General features: G+C 65.8%; 14 protein-coding genes. 12 read left to right on the top strand and 2 right to left on the bottom strand.

Annotated features, from left to right (window positions below):
* Positions 1-7: 7 nt before the first annotated feature.
* The 12 genes from nuoG to EIP75_RS03150 all read left to right on the top strand — a co-directional run bounded on the left by nuoG (position 8) and on the right by EIP75_RS03150 (position 13327).
* Positions 8-2332, top strand: coding sequence for an NADH-quinone oxidoreductase subunit NuoG (gene nuoG / locus EIP75_RS03205; RefSeq protein ID WP_125241789.1), 2325 nt, complete (start codon positions 8-10; stop codon positions 2330-2332).
* Between the two features lie 19 nt (positions 2333-2351).
* On the top strand, positions 2352-3449 hold the full coding sequence (nuoH, locus tag EIP75_RS03200; RefSeq protein ID WP_125241788.1) for an NADH-quinone oxidoreductase subunit NuoH: 1098 nt from the start codon (positions 2352-2354) through the stop codon (positions 3447-3449).
* 14 nt (positions 3450-3463) lie between these two features.
* Positions 3464-3961: an NADH-quinone oxidoreductase subunit NuoI gene (gene nuoI, locus EIP75_RS03195; protein ID WP_125241787.1), complete on the top strand. Its 498-nt coding sequence runs from the start codon at positions 3464-3466 to the stop codon at positions 3959-3961.
* Positions 3962-3971: 10 nt separating this feature from the next.
* Complete coding sequence (locus EIP75_RS03190; protein ID WP_125241786.1) at positions 3972-4631, top strand: NADH-quinone oxidoreductase subunit J; 660 nt, start codon at positions 3972-3974, stop codon at positions 4629-4631.
* Positions 4628-4939, top strand: a complete 312-nt coding sequence (gene nuoK, locus EIP75_RS03185) for an NADH-quinone oxidoreductase subunit NuoK (protein WP_125241785.1) — start codon at positions 4628-4630, stop codon at positions 4937-4939. The genes EIP75_RS03190 and nuoK overlap by 4 nt, the downstream gene beginning before the upstream one ends.
* A 27-nt stretch (positions 4940-4966) precedes the next feature.
* A complete protein-coding gene (gene nuoL / locus EIP75_RS03180; protein ID WP_125241784.1) occupies positions 4967-7003 on the top strand; it encodes an NADH-quinone oxidoreductase subunit L in 2037 nt (678 codons plus the stop codon).
* 24 nt (positions 7004-7027) lie between these two features.
* Positions 7028-8506 (top strand): NADH-quinone oxidoreductase subunit M, encoded by a 1479-nt coding sequence (locus tag EIP75_RS03175; RefSeq protein WP_125241783.1) that lies wholly within the window; start codon positions 7028-7030, stop codon positions 8504-8506.
* 19 nt (positions 8507-8525) lie between these two features.
* Positions 8526-10007, top strand: coding sequence for an NADH-quinone oxidoreductase subunit NuoN (gene nuoN, locus EIP75_RS03170; protein ID WP_125241782.1), 1482 nt, complete (start codon positions 8526-8528; stop codon positions 10005-10007).
* A gap of 30 nt (positions 10008-10037) precedes the next feature.
* Positions 10038-10349 carry a DUF2818 family protein gene (locus EIP75_RS03165; RefSeq protein WP_125241781.1) on the top strand — a complete coding sequence of 104 codons (312 nt, stop codon included), beginning with the start codon at positions 10038-10040 and terminating at the stop codon, positions 10347-10349.
* Complete coding sequence (locus tag EIP75_RS03160) at positions 10349-10966, top strand: NUDIX domain-containing protein (protein ID WP_125241780.1); 618 nt, start codon at positions 10349-10351, stop codon at positions 10964-10966. Before EIP75_RS03165 ends, EIP75_RS03160 begins: the two co-directional genes overlap by 1 nt.
* A 232-nt stretch (positions 10967-11198) precedes the next feature.
* Entirely contained in the window at positions 11199-12695 is a 1497-nt protein-coding gene (locus tag EIP75_RS03155; protein ID WP_125241779.1) for a PhoX family protein, read from the top strand.
* A gap of 47 nt (positions 12696-12742) precedes the next feature.
* On the top strand, positions 12743-13327 hold the full coding sequence (locus EIP75_RS03150) for a PEP-CTERM sorting domain-containing protein (RefSeq protein ID WP_158622727.1): 585 nt from the start codon (positions 12743-12745) through the stop codon (positions 13325-13327).
* A gap of 96 nt (positions 13328-13423) precedes the next feature.
* Here the strand turns inward: EIP75_RS03150 and EIP75_RS03145 are convergent, their stop codons facing one another.
* Together EIP75_RS03145 and EIP75_RS03140 are read right to left on the bottom strand one after the other, a co-directional pair.
* Entirely contained in the window at positions 13424-14890 is a 1467-nt protein-coding gene (locus tag EIP75_RS03145) for an FAD-binding oxidoreductase (RefSeq protein ID WP_125241777.1), read from the bottom strand.
* A 6-nt stretch (positions 14891-14896) separates the two neighbouring features.
* Positions 14897-15379, bottom strand: coding sequence for a DUF2069 domain-containing protein (locus EIP75_RS03140; protein WP_125241776.1), 483 nt, complete (start codon positions 15377-15379; stop codon positions 14897-14899).
* Positions 15380-15463 lie beyond the last annotated feature (84 nt).

Genomic DNA, 15463 nt, shown 5'->3' with positions numbered 1-15463 from the left:
AAAAGCTATGGTTGAAATCGAACTCGACGGACAGAAGGTCCAGTGCCGTGAAGGCAGCATGGTGATGCATGCCGCCGAACAGGCCGGCACCTACATCCCGCACTTCTGCTATCACAAGAAGCTCTCGATCGCCGCCAACTGCCGCATGTGCCTGGTGGACATCGAGAAGGCGCCCAAGCCCATGCCTGCCTGCGCCACGCCTGTGACGCAAGGCATGATCGTGCGCACCAAGAGCGACAAAGCCATCAAGGCCCAGCAGGGCGTGATGGAGTTCCTGCTGATCAACCACCCGCTGGATTGCCCGATCTGCGACCAGGGCGGTGAGTGCCAGCTGCAGGATCTGGCCGTGGGTTATGGCGATTCGTCCTCGCGCTACAAGGAAGAAAAGCGCGTGGTGTTCCGCAAGGACGTGGGCCCGCTGATCTCGATGGAAGAGATGAGCCGCTGCATCCAGTGCACCCGCTGCGTGCGCTTCGGCCAGGAGATCGCCGGCGTGATGGAGCTCGGCATGATCCACCGTGGCGAGCACTCCGAGATCACCACCTTCGTGGGCAACACGGTCGATTCCGAGCTGTCGGGCAACATGATCGACATCTGCCCCGTCGGCGCGCTGACCAGCAAGCCCTTCCGCTACCAGGCCCGCACCTGGGAGCTGTCGCGCCGCAAGAGCGTCAGCCCGCACGACAGCACCGGCGCCAACCTGGTCGTCCAGGTCAAGAACGGCAAGGTGCTGCGCGTGCTGCCGCTGGAGAACGAAGACGTCAACGAATGCTGGATCGCCGACCGCGACCGTTTCAGCTACGAGGCCGTCAACAGCGAAGACCGCCTGACCAAGCCCATGCTCAAGCAGGGCGGCCAGTGGCGCGAGGTCGACTGGACCACCGCGCTCGAGTACGTGGCCAACGGCCTGAAGGGTGTCAAGAACGACCATGGCGCCGCCGCCATCGGCGCACTGGCCACCGAGCACAGCACGGTTGAAGAGCTGTACCTGCTGGGCCAGCTGGTGCGTGGCCTGGGCAGCGAGAACGTCGACACCCGCCTGCGCAACGCCGAATTCACGGCAGGGCAGGGCGCCCGCTGGCTGGGCCTGCCCATCGCAGCCCTGTCCACGCTGGACGCGGCCCTGGTGGTCGGCTCCTTCCTGCGCAAGGACCACCCCCTGTTCGCCTCGCGCCTGCGCCAGGCGGCCCGCAAGGGTGCTGCCATCAGCGCCATCGGCGCCACCACCGACGACTGGCTGATCCCGCTGGCGCAACGCGTCACCGTGGCACCGAGTGCATGGGCCCAGGCCCTGGCCGACGTGGCCGTGGCGGTGGGCGAGGCCAAGGGCGTCGCCGCTCCGGCCCAAGGCAATGCCACGCAGGCTGCACAGGCCATCGCGCAATCGCTGATCGACGGCACGCACAAGGCCGTGCTGCTGGGCAATGCCGCCGCGCAGCACCCCAACGCCTCGGGCCTGCAGGCCCTGGCACAGTGGATCGCCGAACAGACCGGGGCCACCCTGGGCTTCCTGGGTGAATCGGCCAACACCGTGGGCGCGCAACTGGTGGGCGCACAGCCAGGCCAGGGCGGCCTGAACGCCGGCGAGATGCTCAACGGCCAGGCCCTGAAGGCCGTGCTGCTGCTGGGCGTCGAGCCCGCGTTCGACACCGCCAACCCGACCGCCGCCCGCGCCGCCATCCATGGCGCGCAGATGGTCGTGTCGCTGTCGCCCTTCAAGAACTCGGCCACCGACCTGGCCGATGTGATCCTGCCCATCGCCCCGTTCACCGAAACCTCGGGCACCTTCGTCAATGCCGAAGGCCGCGTGCAGAGCTTCCATGGCGTGACCAAGCCCCTGGGCGATGCACGCCCGGCCTGGAAGGTGCTGCGCGTGCTGGGCACGATGCTGGATCTGCCGGGCTTCAACGCCGACACCTCCGAGCAGGTCAAGGGCCAGGCCCTGGGCGATCTGTCGACCATCCCGTCCCGCCTGTCCAACCAGACCTCGGCCGCCGCCACGGTCAACGCCTCGACGGGCGGCCTGGAGCGCATCGCCGAAGTGCCCATCTACAGTGCCGACGCGTTGGTGCGCCGCTCGCCCGCGCTGCAGGCCACGGCCGACGCAGCCGCCCCGGTGGCCAGCCTGCCGCAGGCCCTGTGGGCCGAGCTGGGCCTGGCCGAAGGTGCGCAAGGCGCGCAGGTCAAGGTCTCGCAGGATGGCGGCTCTGCCGTGCTGAACGCCGTGCTCGACGCCAGCCTGCCCGCCAACGTGGTGCGCGTGCCGACCGGCCATCCGCTGACCGCCTCGCTGGGCGCCGCCTTCGGCACCGTGCGTGTCGAAAAAGCCTGAAGCAGGGGGATAGAACACCATGATTGACACCCTCTACAACGCTGGCGCCGCCAACCTGGGCGCTGCCTGGCCCCTGGTCTGGGCGCTGATCAAGATCGTGGCGCTGCTGCTGCCCTTGCTGGGCTGCGTGGCCTACCTGACCCTGTGGGAGCGCAAGGCCATCGGCTGGTCGCAGATCCGTCCAGGCCCCAACCGCACCGGCCCCGCCGGCCTGCTGCAGCCCATCGCCGACGCGGTCAAGCTGATCTTCAAGGAGATCATCGTGCCCACGGCAGCGCACAAGGGCCTGTTCTTCCTGGGCCCGATCATGACGATCATGCCGGCCCTGGCCGCCTGGGCCGTCATCCCCATGGGCCCGGATGCCGCGCTGGCCAACGTCAACGCCGGCCTGCTGTTCCTGATGGCCATCACCTCGCTCGAGGTCTATGGCGTGATCATCGCCGGCTGGGCCTCGAACTCGAAGTACGCCTTCCTGGGTGCGCTGCGCGCCTCGGCCCAGATGGTGTCCTACGAAATCGCCATGGGCTTTTGCTTCGTGGTGGTGCTGATGACGGTCGGCTCGCTCAACATGACCGACATCGTGGTCAGCCAGAACACCGGCATGTTCGCCAGCATGGGCGTGAACATCCTGTCGTGGAACTGGCTGCCGCTGCTGCCGATCGCCGTGGTGTACTTCATCTCGGGCCTGGCCGAAACCAACCGCCACCCCTTCGACGTGGTCGAAGGCGAATCGGAAATCGTGGCCGGCCACATGGTCGAGTATTCGGGCATGGCCTTCGCCATGTTCTTCCTGGCCGAGTACGCCAACATGATCCTGGTGTCGGCCCTGGCCGTGCTGATGTTCCTGGGCGGCTGGGCCGCGCCGGTGTCCTTCAGCGCCTTCGGCATGGACACGCCGGGCTGGATCGAAAGCTCGATCTGGTTCTGGAACTGGGTCTGGCTGTTCGGCAAGACGTTTGTGGTCGTGACCCTGTTCCTGTGGGTGCGTGCCTCGTTCCCGCGCTTCCGTTATGACCAGATCATGCGTCTGGGCTGGAAGATCTTCATCCCTGTCACCCTGGTGTGGCTGGTGGTCGTGGGCCTGTGGATCCAGTCGCCCTGGAACATCTGGAAATAAGGAAGGGACACACCATGTCTACATTGGCGTCCTTCAAGGATTTTTTCTCAAGCTTCCTGCTGGTCGACTTCCTCAAGGGATTCGGCGTGACGGGCAAGCACTTCCTGTCCAAGAACATCACCATCCAGTTCCCGGAAGAAAAGACACCGCTGTCGCCTCGCTTCCGCGGCCTGCACGCCCTGCGCCGTTATGACAACGGCGAAGAGCGCTGCATCGCCTGCAAGCTGTGCGAAGCCGTCTGCCCGGCCATGGCCATCACGATCGAATCCGACGTGCGTGACGACGGCACCCGCCGCACCACGCGCTACGACATCGACCTGACCAAGTGCATCTTCTGCGGCTTCTGCGAAGAAAGCTGCCCGGTGGATTCGATCGTCGAGACGCACATCTTCGAATACCACGGCGAAAAGCGCGGCGACCTGTACTTCACCAAGGACATGCTCCTGGCCGTGGGCGACCGCTACGAGAAGGACATCGCTGCCACCAAGGAGGCGGACGCGAAATACCGCTGATCCGAGACCCATGCAAACAACGACCCTGCTTTTCTACATCTTCTCGCTGGTGCTGGTGTATGCGGCCTTCCGCGTCATCACCGCCAAGAGCCCCGTCAGCGCGGCGCTGCACCTGGTGCTGGCCTTCTTCAACGCCTCGTGCGTTTGGATGCTGCTGCAAGCCGAGTTCCTGGCCATCGCCCTGGTGCTGGTCTACGTGGGCGCGGTGATGGTGCTGTTCCTGTTCGTGGTGATGATGCTGGACATCAACATCGACTCGCTGCGGCGCAATTTCTGGAAGCACTTCCCGGTGGCGGGCATCATCGGCGCGATCATCGCCGTCGAGATGGCCTTCGTGCTGGTGCGTGGCTTCGACGTCAAGCAAGCCGCCCCCTTCGCGCCTGAAGTGGCCAAGGTGGCCAACACCAAGGCCCTGGGCATCGACCTGTACACCAACTACCTGTTCCCTGTGCAGGTGGCGGCCGTGATCCTGCTGGTGGCCATCATCGCCGCCATCGCCCTCACGCTCCGCGCCCGCAAGGACGCCAAGGGCCAGAACCCGGCCGAACAGGTCCGCGTCAAGAAGGCCGACCGCCTGCGCATCGTCAAGATGGCGCCGGTCATCGAGCAGCCCTCCGCGCCGCCCGCCGATGCCGCTGCTTCGGCACCTACCCAAGGAGGCCAGGCATGACCGGCATCACCCTCGGACACTACCTGTCGCTCGGCGCGATCCTGTTCTCTCTGTCGGTGATCGGGATCTTCCTGAACCGCAAGAACCTGATCGTGCTGCTGATGGCCATCGAGCTGATGCTGCTGGCCGTCAACCTGAACTTCGTGGCCTTCTCGCACTACCTGGGCGACATGGCCGGACAGGTCTTCGTTTTCTTCATCCTGACCGTCGCGGCCGCTGAGTCGGCCATCGGTCTGGCCATCCTGGTCGTGCTGTTCCGCAATCGCTCGTCGATCAATGTGGACGAACTCGACACGCTCAAGGGCTGACCGGCCGACGCTAGGAGAGACACAACAATGTCAGAACTTTCTCTCAACTCGCTGCTGGCGGTGCCCCTGGCGCCGCTGGTCGGTGCCATTGCCGCAGGCCTGTTCGGCAAGGTGATCGGCCGCCGCGGCGCGCATGTCATCACCATCCTGGGGGTGCTGGTGTCCTTCATCATCTCCGTGATGGTGCTCAAGGACGTGGTGGGCGGGGCCCGCTTCAACGCCACCGTCTACGAATGGATGACGCTGGGCACGCTGAAGATGGAAATCGGCTTCATGGTCGACGGCCTGACGGCGATGATGATGTGCGTGGTGACCTTCGTGTCGCTGATGGTGCACATCTACACCATCGGCTACATGGAAGAAGACGACGGCTACCAGCGCTTCTTCAGCTACATCTCGCTGTTCACCTTCTCGATGTTGATGCTCGTGATGAGCAACAACCTGCTGCAGCTGTTCTTCGGCTGGGAAGCGGTGGGCTTGGTGTCCTACCTGCTGATCGGCTTCTGGTTCAAGAAGTCCACGGCCACCTTCGCCAACATGAAGGCCTTCCTGGTCAACCGCGTGGGTGACTTCGGCTTCATCCTGGGCATCGGCCTGCTGCTGGCCTACACCGGCACGCTCAACTACACCGAGCTGTTCGCCAAGGCGGGCTCGCTGACCGGCCAGACCCTGCCGGCCACCGACTGGCAGCTGATCACTGTGATCTGCGTGTGCCTGTTCATCGGCGCGATGGGCAAGTCGGCGCAGTTCCCGCTGCACGTGTGGCTGCCCGATTCGATGGAAGGCCCCACGCCCATCTCCGCGCTGATCCACGCCGCCACCATGGTGACGGCCGGCATCTTCATGGTCACGCGCATGTCGCCGCTGTTCGAGCTGTCCGACGCCGCGCTGAACTTCATCCTGGTGATCGGTTCGATCACGGCGCTGTTCATGGGCTTTCTGGGCATCATCCAGAACGACATCAAGCGCGTGGTGGCTTACTCCACGCTGTCGCAGCTGGGTTACATGACGGTCGCCCTGGGCGTGTCGGCCTACAACGTGGCTGTGTTCCACCTGATGACGCATGCCTTCTTCAAGGCACTGCTGTTCCTCGGCGCGGGCTCGGTCATCATCGGCATGCACCACGACCAGGACATCCGCAACATGGGTGGCCTGTGGAAGTACATGAAGATCACGTGGATCACGTCGCTGCTGGGCTCGCTGGCCCTGATCGGCACGCCGTTCTTCGCGGGCTTCTACTCCAAGGACTCGATCATCGAGGCCGTGCACGTGAGCACGCTGCCGGCGGCCGGGTTCGCCAACTTCGCGGTGCTGGCGGGTGTGTTCATCACGGCCTTCTACAGCTTCCGGATGTACTTCCTGGTCTTCCACGGCAAGGAGCACTTCCACCACAAGCCCTTCCCGGGCGAGCATGATCACCATGATGCGCACGACGAGCACGGTGATCACGGTCATGGCCATGGCCATGACGACCACGCGCACACGCCGCACGAATCGCCCTGGGTGGTGACGGCGCCGCTGCTGCTGCTGGCGATCCCGTCGGTGGTGATCGGCTTCCTGGCCATCCAGCCCATGCTGTACGGTGACTTCTTCAAGGACGCGATCTTCGTGAACCATGAGCTGCACCCGGCCATGGAAGAGCTGGCGCACGAGTTCCACGGCGCCACCGCCATGGCCATCCATGGCCTGACGACGCTGCCGTTCTGGCTGGCGCTGGCCGGTGTGGTCACGGCCTTCGTGTTCTACATGCTGTACCCGCAGATCCCGGCGTTCTTCGCCCGTGTCCTGCGTCCGCTGATCGTGATCGGCGAGAACAAGTACTACCTGGACTGGTTCAACGAGAACGTCATCGCCCGTGGTGCGCGCCTGCTGGGCCGCGGCCTGTGGAAGGTCGGTGACCAGACGCTGATCGACGGCCTGCTGGTCAACGGCTCGGCCAAGCTGGTCGGCCTGACCGCCTCGCTGGTGCGCCTGTTCCAGACGGGTTACCTCTATCACTACGCACTGGTCATGATCCTGGGGGTGTTCGCCCTCATGACCTGGTTCGTGTTCTGGCAGCACTGAGCACGGGGCCGGCATATGCAAACAATGAGCAACATCCTTTCCCTGTCCATCTGGGTGCCAGTGGCTTTCGGCCTGCTGCTGCTGGTCGCTGGCCGCCAGGACAACGCCAAGGCCGCGCGCTGGATCGCCCTGATCGGCGCCATCGCGGGCTTCCTGGTCACCCTGCCGTTGATGATCGACTTCGACACGACGACTGCCGCGATGCAGTTCGTCGAGAAGGCACCCTGGATCGAACGCTTCAATGTGTTCTACCACCTGGGCGTTGACGGCATCTCCATGTGGTTCGTGCCCCTGACGGCCTTCATCACCATCATCGTGGTGCTGGCCGGCTGGGAGGTCATCGAAGACCGCCCGCACCAGTACTACGGCGCCTTCCTGATCCTGTCGGGCCTGATGGTCGGCGTATTCTCCGCACTGGACGGCATGCTGTTCTATGTGTTCTTCGAGGCCACGCTGATCCCGATGTACATCATCATCGGTGTGTGGGGCGGCCCGCGCCGCGTGTACGCGGCCTTCAAGTTCTTCCTGTACACGCTGCTCGGCTCGCTGCTGATGCTGGTGGCGCTGATCTTCCTGTACTACAAGTCGGGCGGCTCCTTCCAGATCACCGACTGGCACAAGCTGCCGCTGGCCTCGCTGCCGCAGTCGCTGCTGTTCGGCGCCTTCTTCGCGGCCTTCGCCGTGAAGGTGCCGATGTGGCCGGTGCACACCTGGCTGCCGGATGCCCACGTGGAAGCGCCCACAGGCGGCTCCGTCGTGCTGGCCGCCATCATGCTGAAGCTGGGCTGCTATGGCTTCCTGCGCTTCGTGCTGCCCATCGTGCCCGATGCGGCCCACCAGTTCGCACCCGTGGTGATCACGCTGTCGCTGATCGCGGTGATCTACATCGGCCTGGTGGCCATGGTCCAGCAGGACATGAAGAAGCTGGTGGCTTACTCGTCCATCGCGCACATGGGTTTCGTGACCCTGGGCTTCTTCATCTTCAATGAGCTGGGCATCGCCGGCGGCCTGGTCCAGATGATCGCCCACGGCTTCGTGTCGGGCGCGATGTTCCTGGCCATCGGCGTGCTGTATGACCGCGTGCACTCGCGAGAGATCGCCTCCTACGGCGGCGTGGTCAACACCATGCCCAAGTTCGCCGCCTTCGTGCTGCTGTTCGCCATGGCCAACTGCGGCCTGCCGGGCACGGCGGGTTTCGTGGGCGAGTGGATGGTGATCCTGGGCGCCGTGCAGTACAACTTCTTCATCGGTCTGTTGGCCGCCACCGCCCTGATCCTGGGCGCGGCCTACACGCTGTGGATGTACAAGCGCGTGTACTTCGGTGACGTGACCAACGACGACGTGCGCAACCTGAAGGACATCAATGCGCGCGAGTTCCTGATCATGGCCATCCTGGCTGTGGCCGTGCTTTGGATGGGCATCCAGCCCAAGCCCTTCACCGACGTGATGCACGTCTCGGTGACCGAGCTGATCAAGCACGTGTCGCAAAGCAAGCTGAATTGACGACGAAGGTTCACACCAAATGAACAACATGAACTGGCTCGCGGTGGCGCCCGAGATCCTCCTGCTGGCGATGACCTGCGTCATCGCCCTGGTGGATCTGTTCGTCACATCCCCCCGCCGGCGCCCCACCTACCTGCTGAGCATGCTGACGCTGGCCTGCGTGGCCGGCCTGCACATCGGCTACCTGGACAACCCCGTGTCGGGCTATGCCATGCAGGGCATGCTGGTGACCGATGCCATGGGCCACCTGCTGGCCCTGAGCGCGACGCTGGCCGTGATGGCCAGCCTGGTCTACGCCCAGGTCTATGCCGGCGACCGGGACATCCTCAAGGGTGAACTGTTCACCCTGAGCCTGTTCTCGCTGCTGGGCATCTCGATCATGATCGCCGGCAACAACTTCCTGGTGATCTACCTGGGCCTGGAGCTGATGTCGCTGTCGCTGTACGCCCTGGTGGCGCTGCGCCGTGACCATGCCCAATCCACCGAAGCCGCCATGAAGTACTTCGTGCTGGGTGCGCTGGCCTCGGGCTTCCTGCTGTACGGCCTGTCGATGATGTACGGCGCCACCGGTTCGCTGGACCTGGCCGAGGTCTACAAGGCCACGCTGACGGGCCAGATCAACAAGCAGGTGCTGACCTTCGGCCTGGTGTTCATCGTGGCCGGCCTGGCCTTCAAGCTGGGCGTGGTGCCTTTCCACATGTGGGTGCCCGATGTGTACCAGGGCGCCCCCACGGCCGTGACGCTGATGGTGGCCGGAGCGCCCAAGCTGGCCGCATTCGCCATCACGGTGCGCCTGCTGGTCGAAGGCCTGATCAACTCTGCCACCGACTGGCAGCAGATGCTGATGGTGCTGGCCGTGTGCTCGATGGTGGTGGGCAACCTGGCCGCCATCGCGCAGACCAACCTCAAGCGCCTGCTCGCCTATTCCGGTATCGCGCAGCTGGGCTTCATGCTGCTGGGCTTCGTGCCCAGCGTGGTGGCCGGCAACACGGTGTCGGCCGGCAATGGCTACGGCTCGTCGCTGTTCTACGTGCTGACCTATGTGCTGACGACCCTGGGCACCTTCGGCCTGGTGATGCTGCTGTCGCGTCCGGGCTTCGAATCCGAGCAGGTGTCCGATCTGGCCGGCCTGGCCAAGCGCAGCCCGCTGCTGGCCGCCGTGATGGGCGTGTTCATGTTCTCGCTGGCTGGCATCCCGCCGACCGTGGGCTTCTACGCCAAGCTGGCCGTGCTTCAATCGCTGATCACGACCAACTCGCCGGGGCTGATCGTGCTGTCGATCGTGGCCGTGCTGCTGTCGCTGGTCGGTGCCTTCTACTACCTGCGCGTGGTCAAGGTCATGTACTTCGATGAGCCCACCGACACCACGCCGCTGGTGGCGGGTGGCGAAGCACGTGCGCTGCTGTCGGCCAATGCCGCGGCCATTTTGCTGCTGGGCATCCTGCCGGGTGGCCTGATGGCCCTGTGCGCCCGCGTGATCACGCAGTCGCTGGCAGGCTGAGCCTGCTTGCTGCAGTGAAGCGCTGAGCTCATGAACGGCCTGGTGCCCGCCTGGGCGGTCTTCAGTGTGATGGCGGCGGCCCTGGTGGCCGCCAACTTGCCGTTCCTGAACCAGCGCCTGTTCCTGGTCGGGCCAGTGCGTCGGCCCAAGCCCACAGGCTGGCATGTGCTCGAACTGCTGGTCTATGCCGTGCTGGTGGCCTTGCTGGGCCGATGGCTGGAAAGCCATGTGGGCCAGCCCGCGCCACAGCGCTGGGAGTTCTATGCCATCTGGGGCTGTGTCTTCCTGACATTGGCTTTTCCCGGCTTCGTGTGGCGCTACCTGCGTCGTGGGGGGCGGTGATGAGCCAGGAGTCCATCAAGGCGGCAGGCATCGTCTCTGACGACGACGCCCACCTGCGCGAAACCCATCTGCACACCGACGTCATCCAGCAGGGCAAGTTCCTGCAATGGCGCCGCGACCGGGTGCAACTGCCCGATGGCCGGGAGGCCACGCGCGAGTACGTGGTGCACCCGGGCGCCGTGATGGTGGTGCCCATCCTGCCCGACGGCCGCCTGGTGATGGAGCGCCAGTTCCGCTACCCCGTGGGCATGACGATGATCGAGTTCCCGGCGGGCAAGCTGGACGCGGGTGAGGGCGCTCTGGCCTGTGCGCAGCGCGAGCTGCTGGAAGAAACGGGCTATGTGGCCACGCAATGGGCCCGCGCCGGCCTGATGCACCCGGTGATCGGCTATGCCAACGAGTTCATCGAGATCTGGTTCGCCCAGGGCCTGACGCTCACCGAACGCCACCTGGACGATGGCGAGTTCCTGGACGTCTTCGCTGCCACGCAGGACGAGCTGGAAGCCTGGATGCAGCAGGGCCGCCTGACCGATGCCAAGACCATCGTCGGCATGATGTGGCTGCGCCAGTGGCGCGCAGGCGCCTGGCCGCTGGACTGGCAGAACCTGCCCGCCTGAAAGACGGCGCGCAGGCGCGTTGCCCTGCCGCATCGACTGGTTCCCGAATCGCCCCCCTATGTGCGGGGGGGTACGCGCTTTGTGACATCCAGGCCTGGCGACGGTGGTCTGTTCGGCTCATTCATCGCAGCGTCCCCATCGTCGACCATTCACCTGACATTCATAAGCTCCTCAGCGGTTCCCCACCACGGCCCATCCAGGCCGGACCCCAACCGCTGTACCAGGAGTCTTCATGCCCACGTCCCCCTTTCTCTCCAGCCGCCGCAGCCTGCTCAAGGGCGCCGGCGCTGCCGCCGCATTGCCCTTCGTCGGCGCACTGACCGCACTGCATGCACGCGAGGCGCTGGCCGCCGGCACCACCACCCGCATCGCCAGCCCCTACGGCCCCATCGCCCCGGTCAATGACCTGACCACCGGCCTGCCGCTGCTGCAATTGCCCGCCGGCTTCACCTACAAGAGCTATGGCTGGACGGGTGACCTGATGGCCAACGGCAAGGCCACGCCCGGCTCGCACGACGGCATGGCCGTGGTGCAGACCCGCAAGGTGGGCCGCAGCACCGAGTTCGTGCTGGTGCGCAACCACGAGCGCGGCACCGGCAGCGATGCCACCTTCTTCGGCGCCCCCGGCGTGTACGACAACTCGCCCAGCTCGGCCGGTGGCAGCAGCTACTCGGCCGGTGGCACCACCAACCTGGTCTTCCGCGACGGCAGCTGGCTCAAGACCGAGCCCAGCCTGGGCGGTACCCGCACCAACTGCGCCGGCGGCCCCACCCCCTGGGGCACCTGGCTGAGCTGCGAAGAAGTCGGCTCCGACTCCGTCAGCGCTGGCGGCAAGAAGCATGGCTATGTCTTCGAAGTCACGGCCGACCCGCTGCAGACCACGGGCGAGCCCATCATTGCCATGGGCCGCTTCGCCCACGAGGCGGTGGGCGTGGACCCGAGCACGGGCATCGTCTACCAGACCGAAGACAGCAGCGGCAAGTCCGGCTTCTACCGTTATGTGCCGGTGAACCCCACCGGCGCCATCGGTTCGCTGGCCCAGGGCGGCGTGCTGCAGATGGCCAAGGTCGTCGGACAGAACAACGTGAGCGTGATCGGTGCCCAGCTGGGAGACACCTATGCGCTGGAGTGGGTGACCATCGCCAACCCCGATGCCAACCGCGCCAGTGCCACCGGTTTGAATGGCCAGACCATCAGCAACGTGGCGGGTCCTTTCGCACAAGGCTGGCAACAAGGCGGGCTGCGGATGAACCGCGGTGAAGGCGTGTGGTACTTCAACGGCAAGCTCTACGTGATGGACACCTCCGGTGGCCCCGTCTCGCAAGGCACCATCTGGGAGCTGAACCTGCGCACCCAGGTGATGACCTGCATTTACTCGTCGCCGAGTCTCAACGTGGGCACCATGGGCGACAACATCACGGTCAGCCCACGCGGTGGTCTGCTGATCTGTGAAGACGGCGGCAACGTGACCGACGAGTTCGGCACCGGCCTGCGCCTGATGTCGCTGCACGGCGATGGCCAGGTCTCCATCTTCGCCAAGAACAACGTCAACACCACGCAGGCCCAGATGACCGCTGCCGGCAAGCAGACCTCGCTGGCCGGTGACCACCGCGGCAACGAGTTCTGCGGCGGCTGCTTCGACCCGACCGGCCGCTACCTGTTCGTCAACATCCAGACCCCTGGCATCACCTTCGCCATCACGGGCCCGTGGGCCAACGGCTCGCTCTGATGCCCTGTGTCCATCAGCATTACCCAACACGTTCCAAAGGCATTCAGATGAAACTGCATCACATCGCTCTGGCCATCATGGCCGCCGCCACCGTCGGCAGCCAGGCCCAGGCCGCCGTCTTCAACGGCGCCACCACGGCCGGTGGCAACACCGTCTTCGAGCAAACACTGGGCTCTGACCTGAGCTTCGACCTGGACCTGCTGTCCAAGGCACCGGTCACGCTGAACTTCACCCTGGAATCCAGCGACTTCAGCGGTGACGCACTGACCTTCAGCGCCCTGGTGCGCAACCTCACGGGCCTGGGCTTCGGCAACGTCAGCGTGACGCTGTCGGGCATCACCTTCGCCAGCAACGGGGGCACCTTCGCCACCGACGGCTTCGCCGCCGTGAGCGCTTCGGGCAGTTCGGCCACCCAGGCCTGGGCCACCTTCACGCCGGACCTGACCAGCGAGTTCTACGTCGGCAATCCGCTGGGCAAGGCCGGTCAGGCCAACTGGACGCTGAACCTCGACGGCCTGCACGCTGGCAACCAGTTCTCGGTGACGGTCGCCGTGCCCGAAGCTGAAACCTACGCCATGGTGGTGGCGGGTCTGGCCGTGATGGGCCTGGCTGTGCGTCGTCGCAAGGCCTGATCGTTTCGATAACTAGAAAGCGAAGCACTGGCGCAGGAGCATGCGCCGGTGCACTGGTGTGTCTTGGGAGATTGGGGCGCCTTCGGGCGCCCTTTTTCATGGCTCGTCGTGAGGTCGCAACACGCGGCCCGGATTGAACAGGCCCTGAGGGTCGAGGGCCTGCTTGATCGACCGCATCATGGCCAGCGCCTCGGGCGGCTTGCGCCGCGCCAGCTCATCGCAGCGCAACTGGCCGATGCCGTGCTCGGCCGACAAGGTGCCACCGAATCGGTCCACCAGATCGAACACCACCTGGTTGGCCTGGTACTCAAAGGCCAGCAGGGCCTCACCCTGGGATTGGCCCGCCGGCGGCTGCACGTTGTAGTGCAGGTTGCCATCGCCCAGGTGGCCGAAGCAGACCACGCGGCTGTCGGGCCAGCGCGCCTGCAGTTGCTGGCCCGCCTGTTCGACGAAGGCCGGGATGGCCGATGTCGGCACGGCGATGTCGTGCTTGACCATCAGGCCTTCGGTGCGCTCGGCCAGCGGGATGGTTTCGCGCAGTTGCCAAATAGCTTTGCGTTGCGTATCGCTGGCGGCGAGGCTGGCGTTGCTGATCTCTCCGGCCTCGAGTGCGCCGGCCAGCAGGGCCTGCAGGCGCTGATCGGCATGGTCTTGCGAATCGGGGCTGGCGTGTTCGATCAGCACTGTCCAGGGCGGGGCGTGCCCCTGGTTGCGCAGGGCATCGGTGCAGCGGCTGATGTCCGGGTGGTGGCGGGCCACCAGGTCCAGCGGCAACGCTCCCATGGCCTCGAAGGCCGTGAGGCCGGCATCGAGCAGCCCACGCGCACGCGACAGCAGGGCCACGGCGTCGGCCAGGCTGTTGCAGGCGGCCAGTGCGGTGGCCTGCCCGCGCGGGCGCGGGTACAGGCGCAGGGTGGCGGCCGTGATCACGCCGAGCGTGCCTTCGCTGCCGATGAGCAGACCGCGCAGGTCGTAGCCGGTATTGTCCTTGCGCAGGCCGGACAGGCTGGACCACAGGGTGCCGCTGGCGGTGACCACCTCCAGGCCCAGGCAGAGCTCGCGCGCCGTGCCATAGCGCAGCACCTGGGTACCGCCGGCGTTGGTGGCCAGGTTGCCGCCGATGGTGCATGAGCCCTCGGAGGCCAGGCTGAGCGGAAAGAGCAGGCCGTGGTCCTGCGCGGCCTGCTGCACCTGCGCCAGGGTGCAGCCGGCATCGGCGGTCAGGCTCAGGTTGGCTGGATCGACCGCGCGCACCTGCTTCAGCCGGGTGAGGTTGAGCAGCAGTTGCCGGCCACTGGTGTCGGGGATGGAGCCGCCGACCAGGCCGGTGTTGCCGCCTTGAGGGATCAGCGCAACACCATGCGCGGCGCAGGCCCGCACCACCGCCTGGACCTGCGCCACGCTGTCAGGCCGTGCGATCGCCAGGGCCTGCCCGCGGTAGCGGCGGCGCCAGTCCAGCTCGAAGGGTTCGCGGTCGTTGGCTGACAGGCCCTGATCCGGGCGCAGCAGGCCGGTGGGGCCGAGCAGGGCGCCCAGGTCGTCGAGCCAAGCTGTGCGGTTCATGGACGGTCAGGGTTCGGCGCCGGCAGCGCCCCTCTTGGTCTTGGGTGGCAGCACCTTCAGGCGCAATCGCACGTACACAGCGCAGGCGGCGAAGAGCAGCACGCTCAGCCCCGTCTCGGCCATGGCCAGCATCTGCGACAGGCCGGCATCGCCCGTGGCGCGCACCACGCCTTCGGTGAAGTACAGCCACACCAGCAGCGACAGCCAGCGGTAGGTGTAGAGGCGGTGCTTGAGCAGACCCGCCACGGCCAGGGTCAGGGGCAGCACCTTGAGCGCCAGGGCACCGGTGCCACCGGGCAGGGGCGCGAGCCACAGCTCCCAGGCCACGCCGAGTGCGATCAGGCACGCTGTCAGGCCCACGGCCAGTGCGCGAACCAGGCCGATGTGGCGCAGGCGCTCTGGCGTGTGCGTGCCGGCCAGGGCCTCGACGGGCTCATGCGCTTGAGAGGCCAGGGGTGATGCCAGGGAGCGGGCGGTGGGGTCGGTCATGGCGGGGCAGGGCGGCGTCCCTCCAAGTGGGGAGCCGGTGGGGTGGCATGATAGCCCCCATGACTTGGTACCGGCGTTTTCTTG

Source organism: Aquabacterium soli (genome assembly GCF_003933735.1).
Taxonomy (GTDB): Bacteria; Pseudomonadota; Gammaproteobacteria; order Burkholderiales; family Burkholderiaceae_C; genus Aquabacterium; species Aquabacterium soli.
The sequence above is the reverse complement of the archived record's forward strand: the minus strand, read 5'-3'. Positions and strand labels throughout refer to the sequence as shown.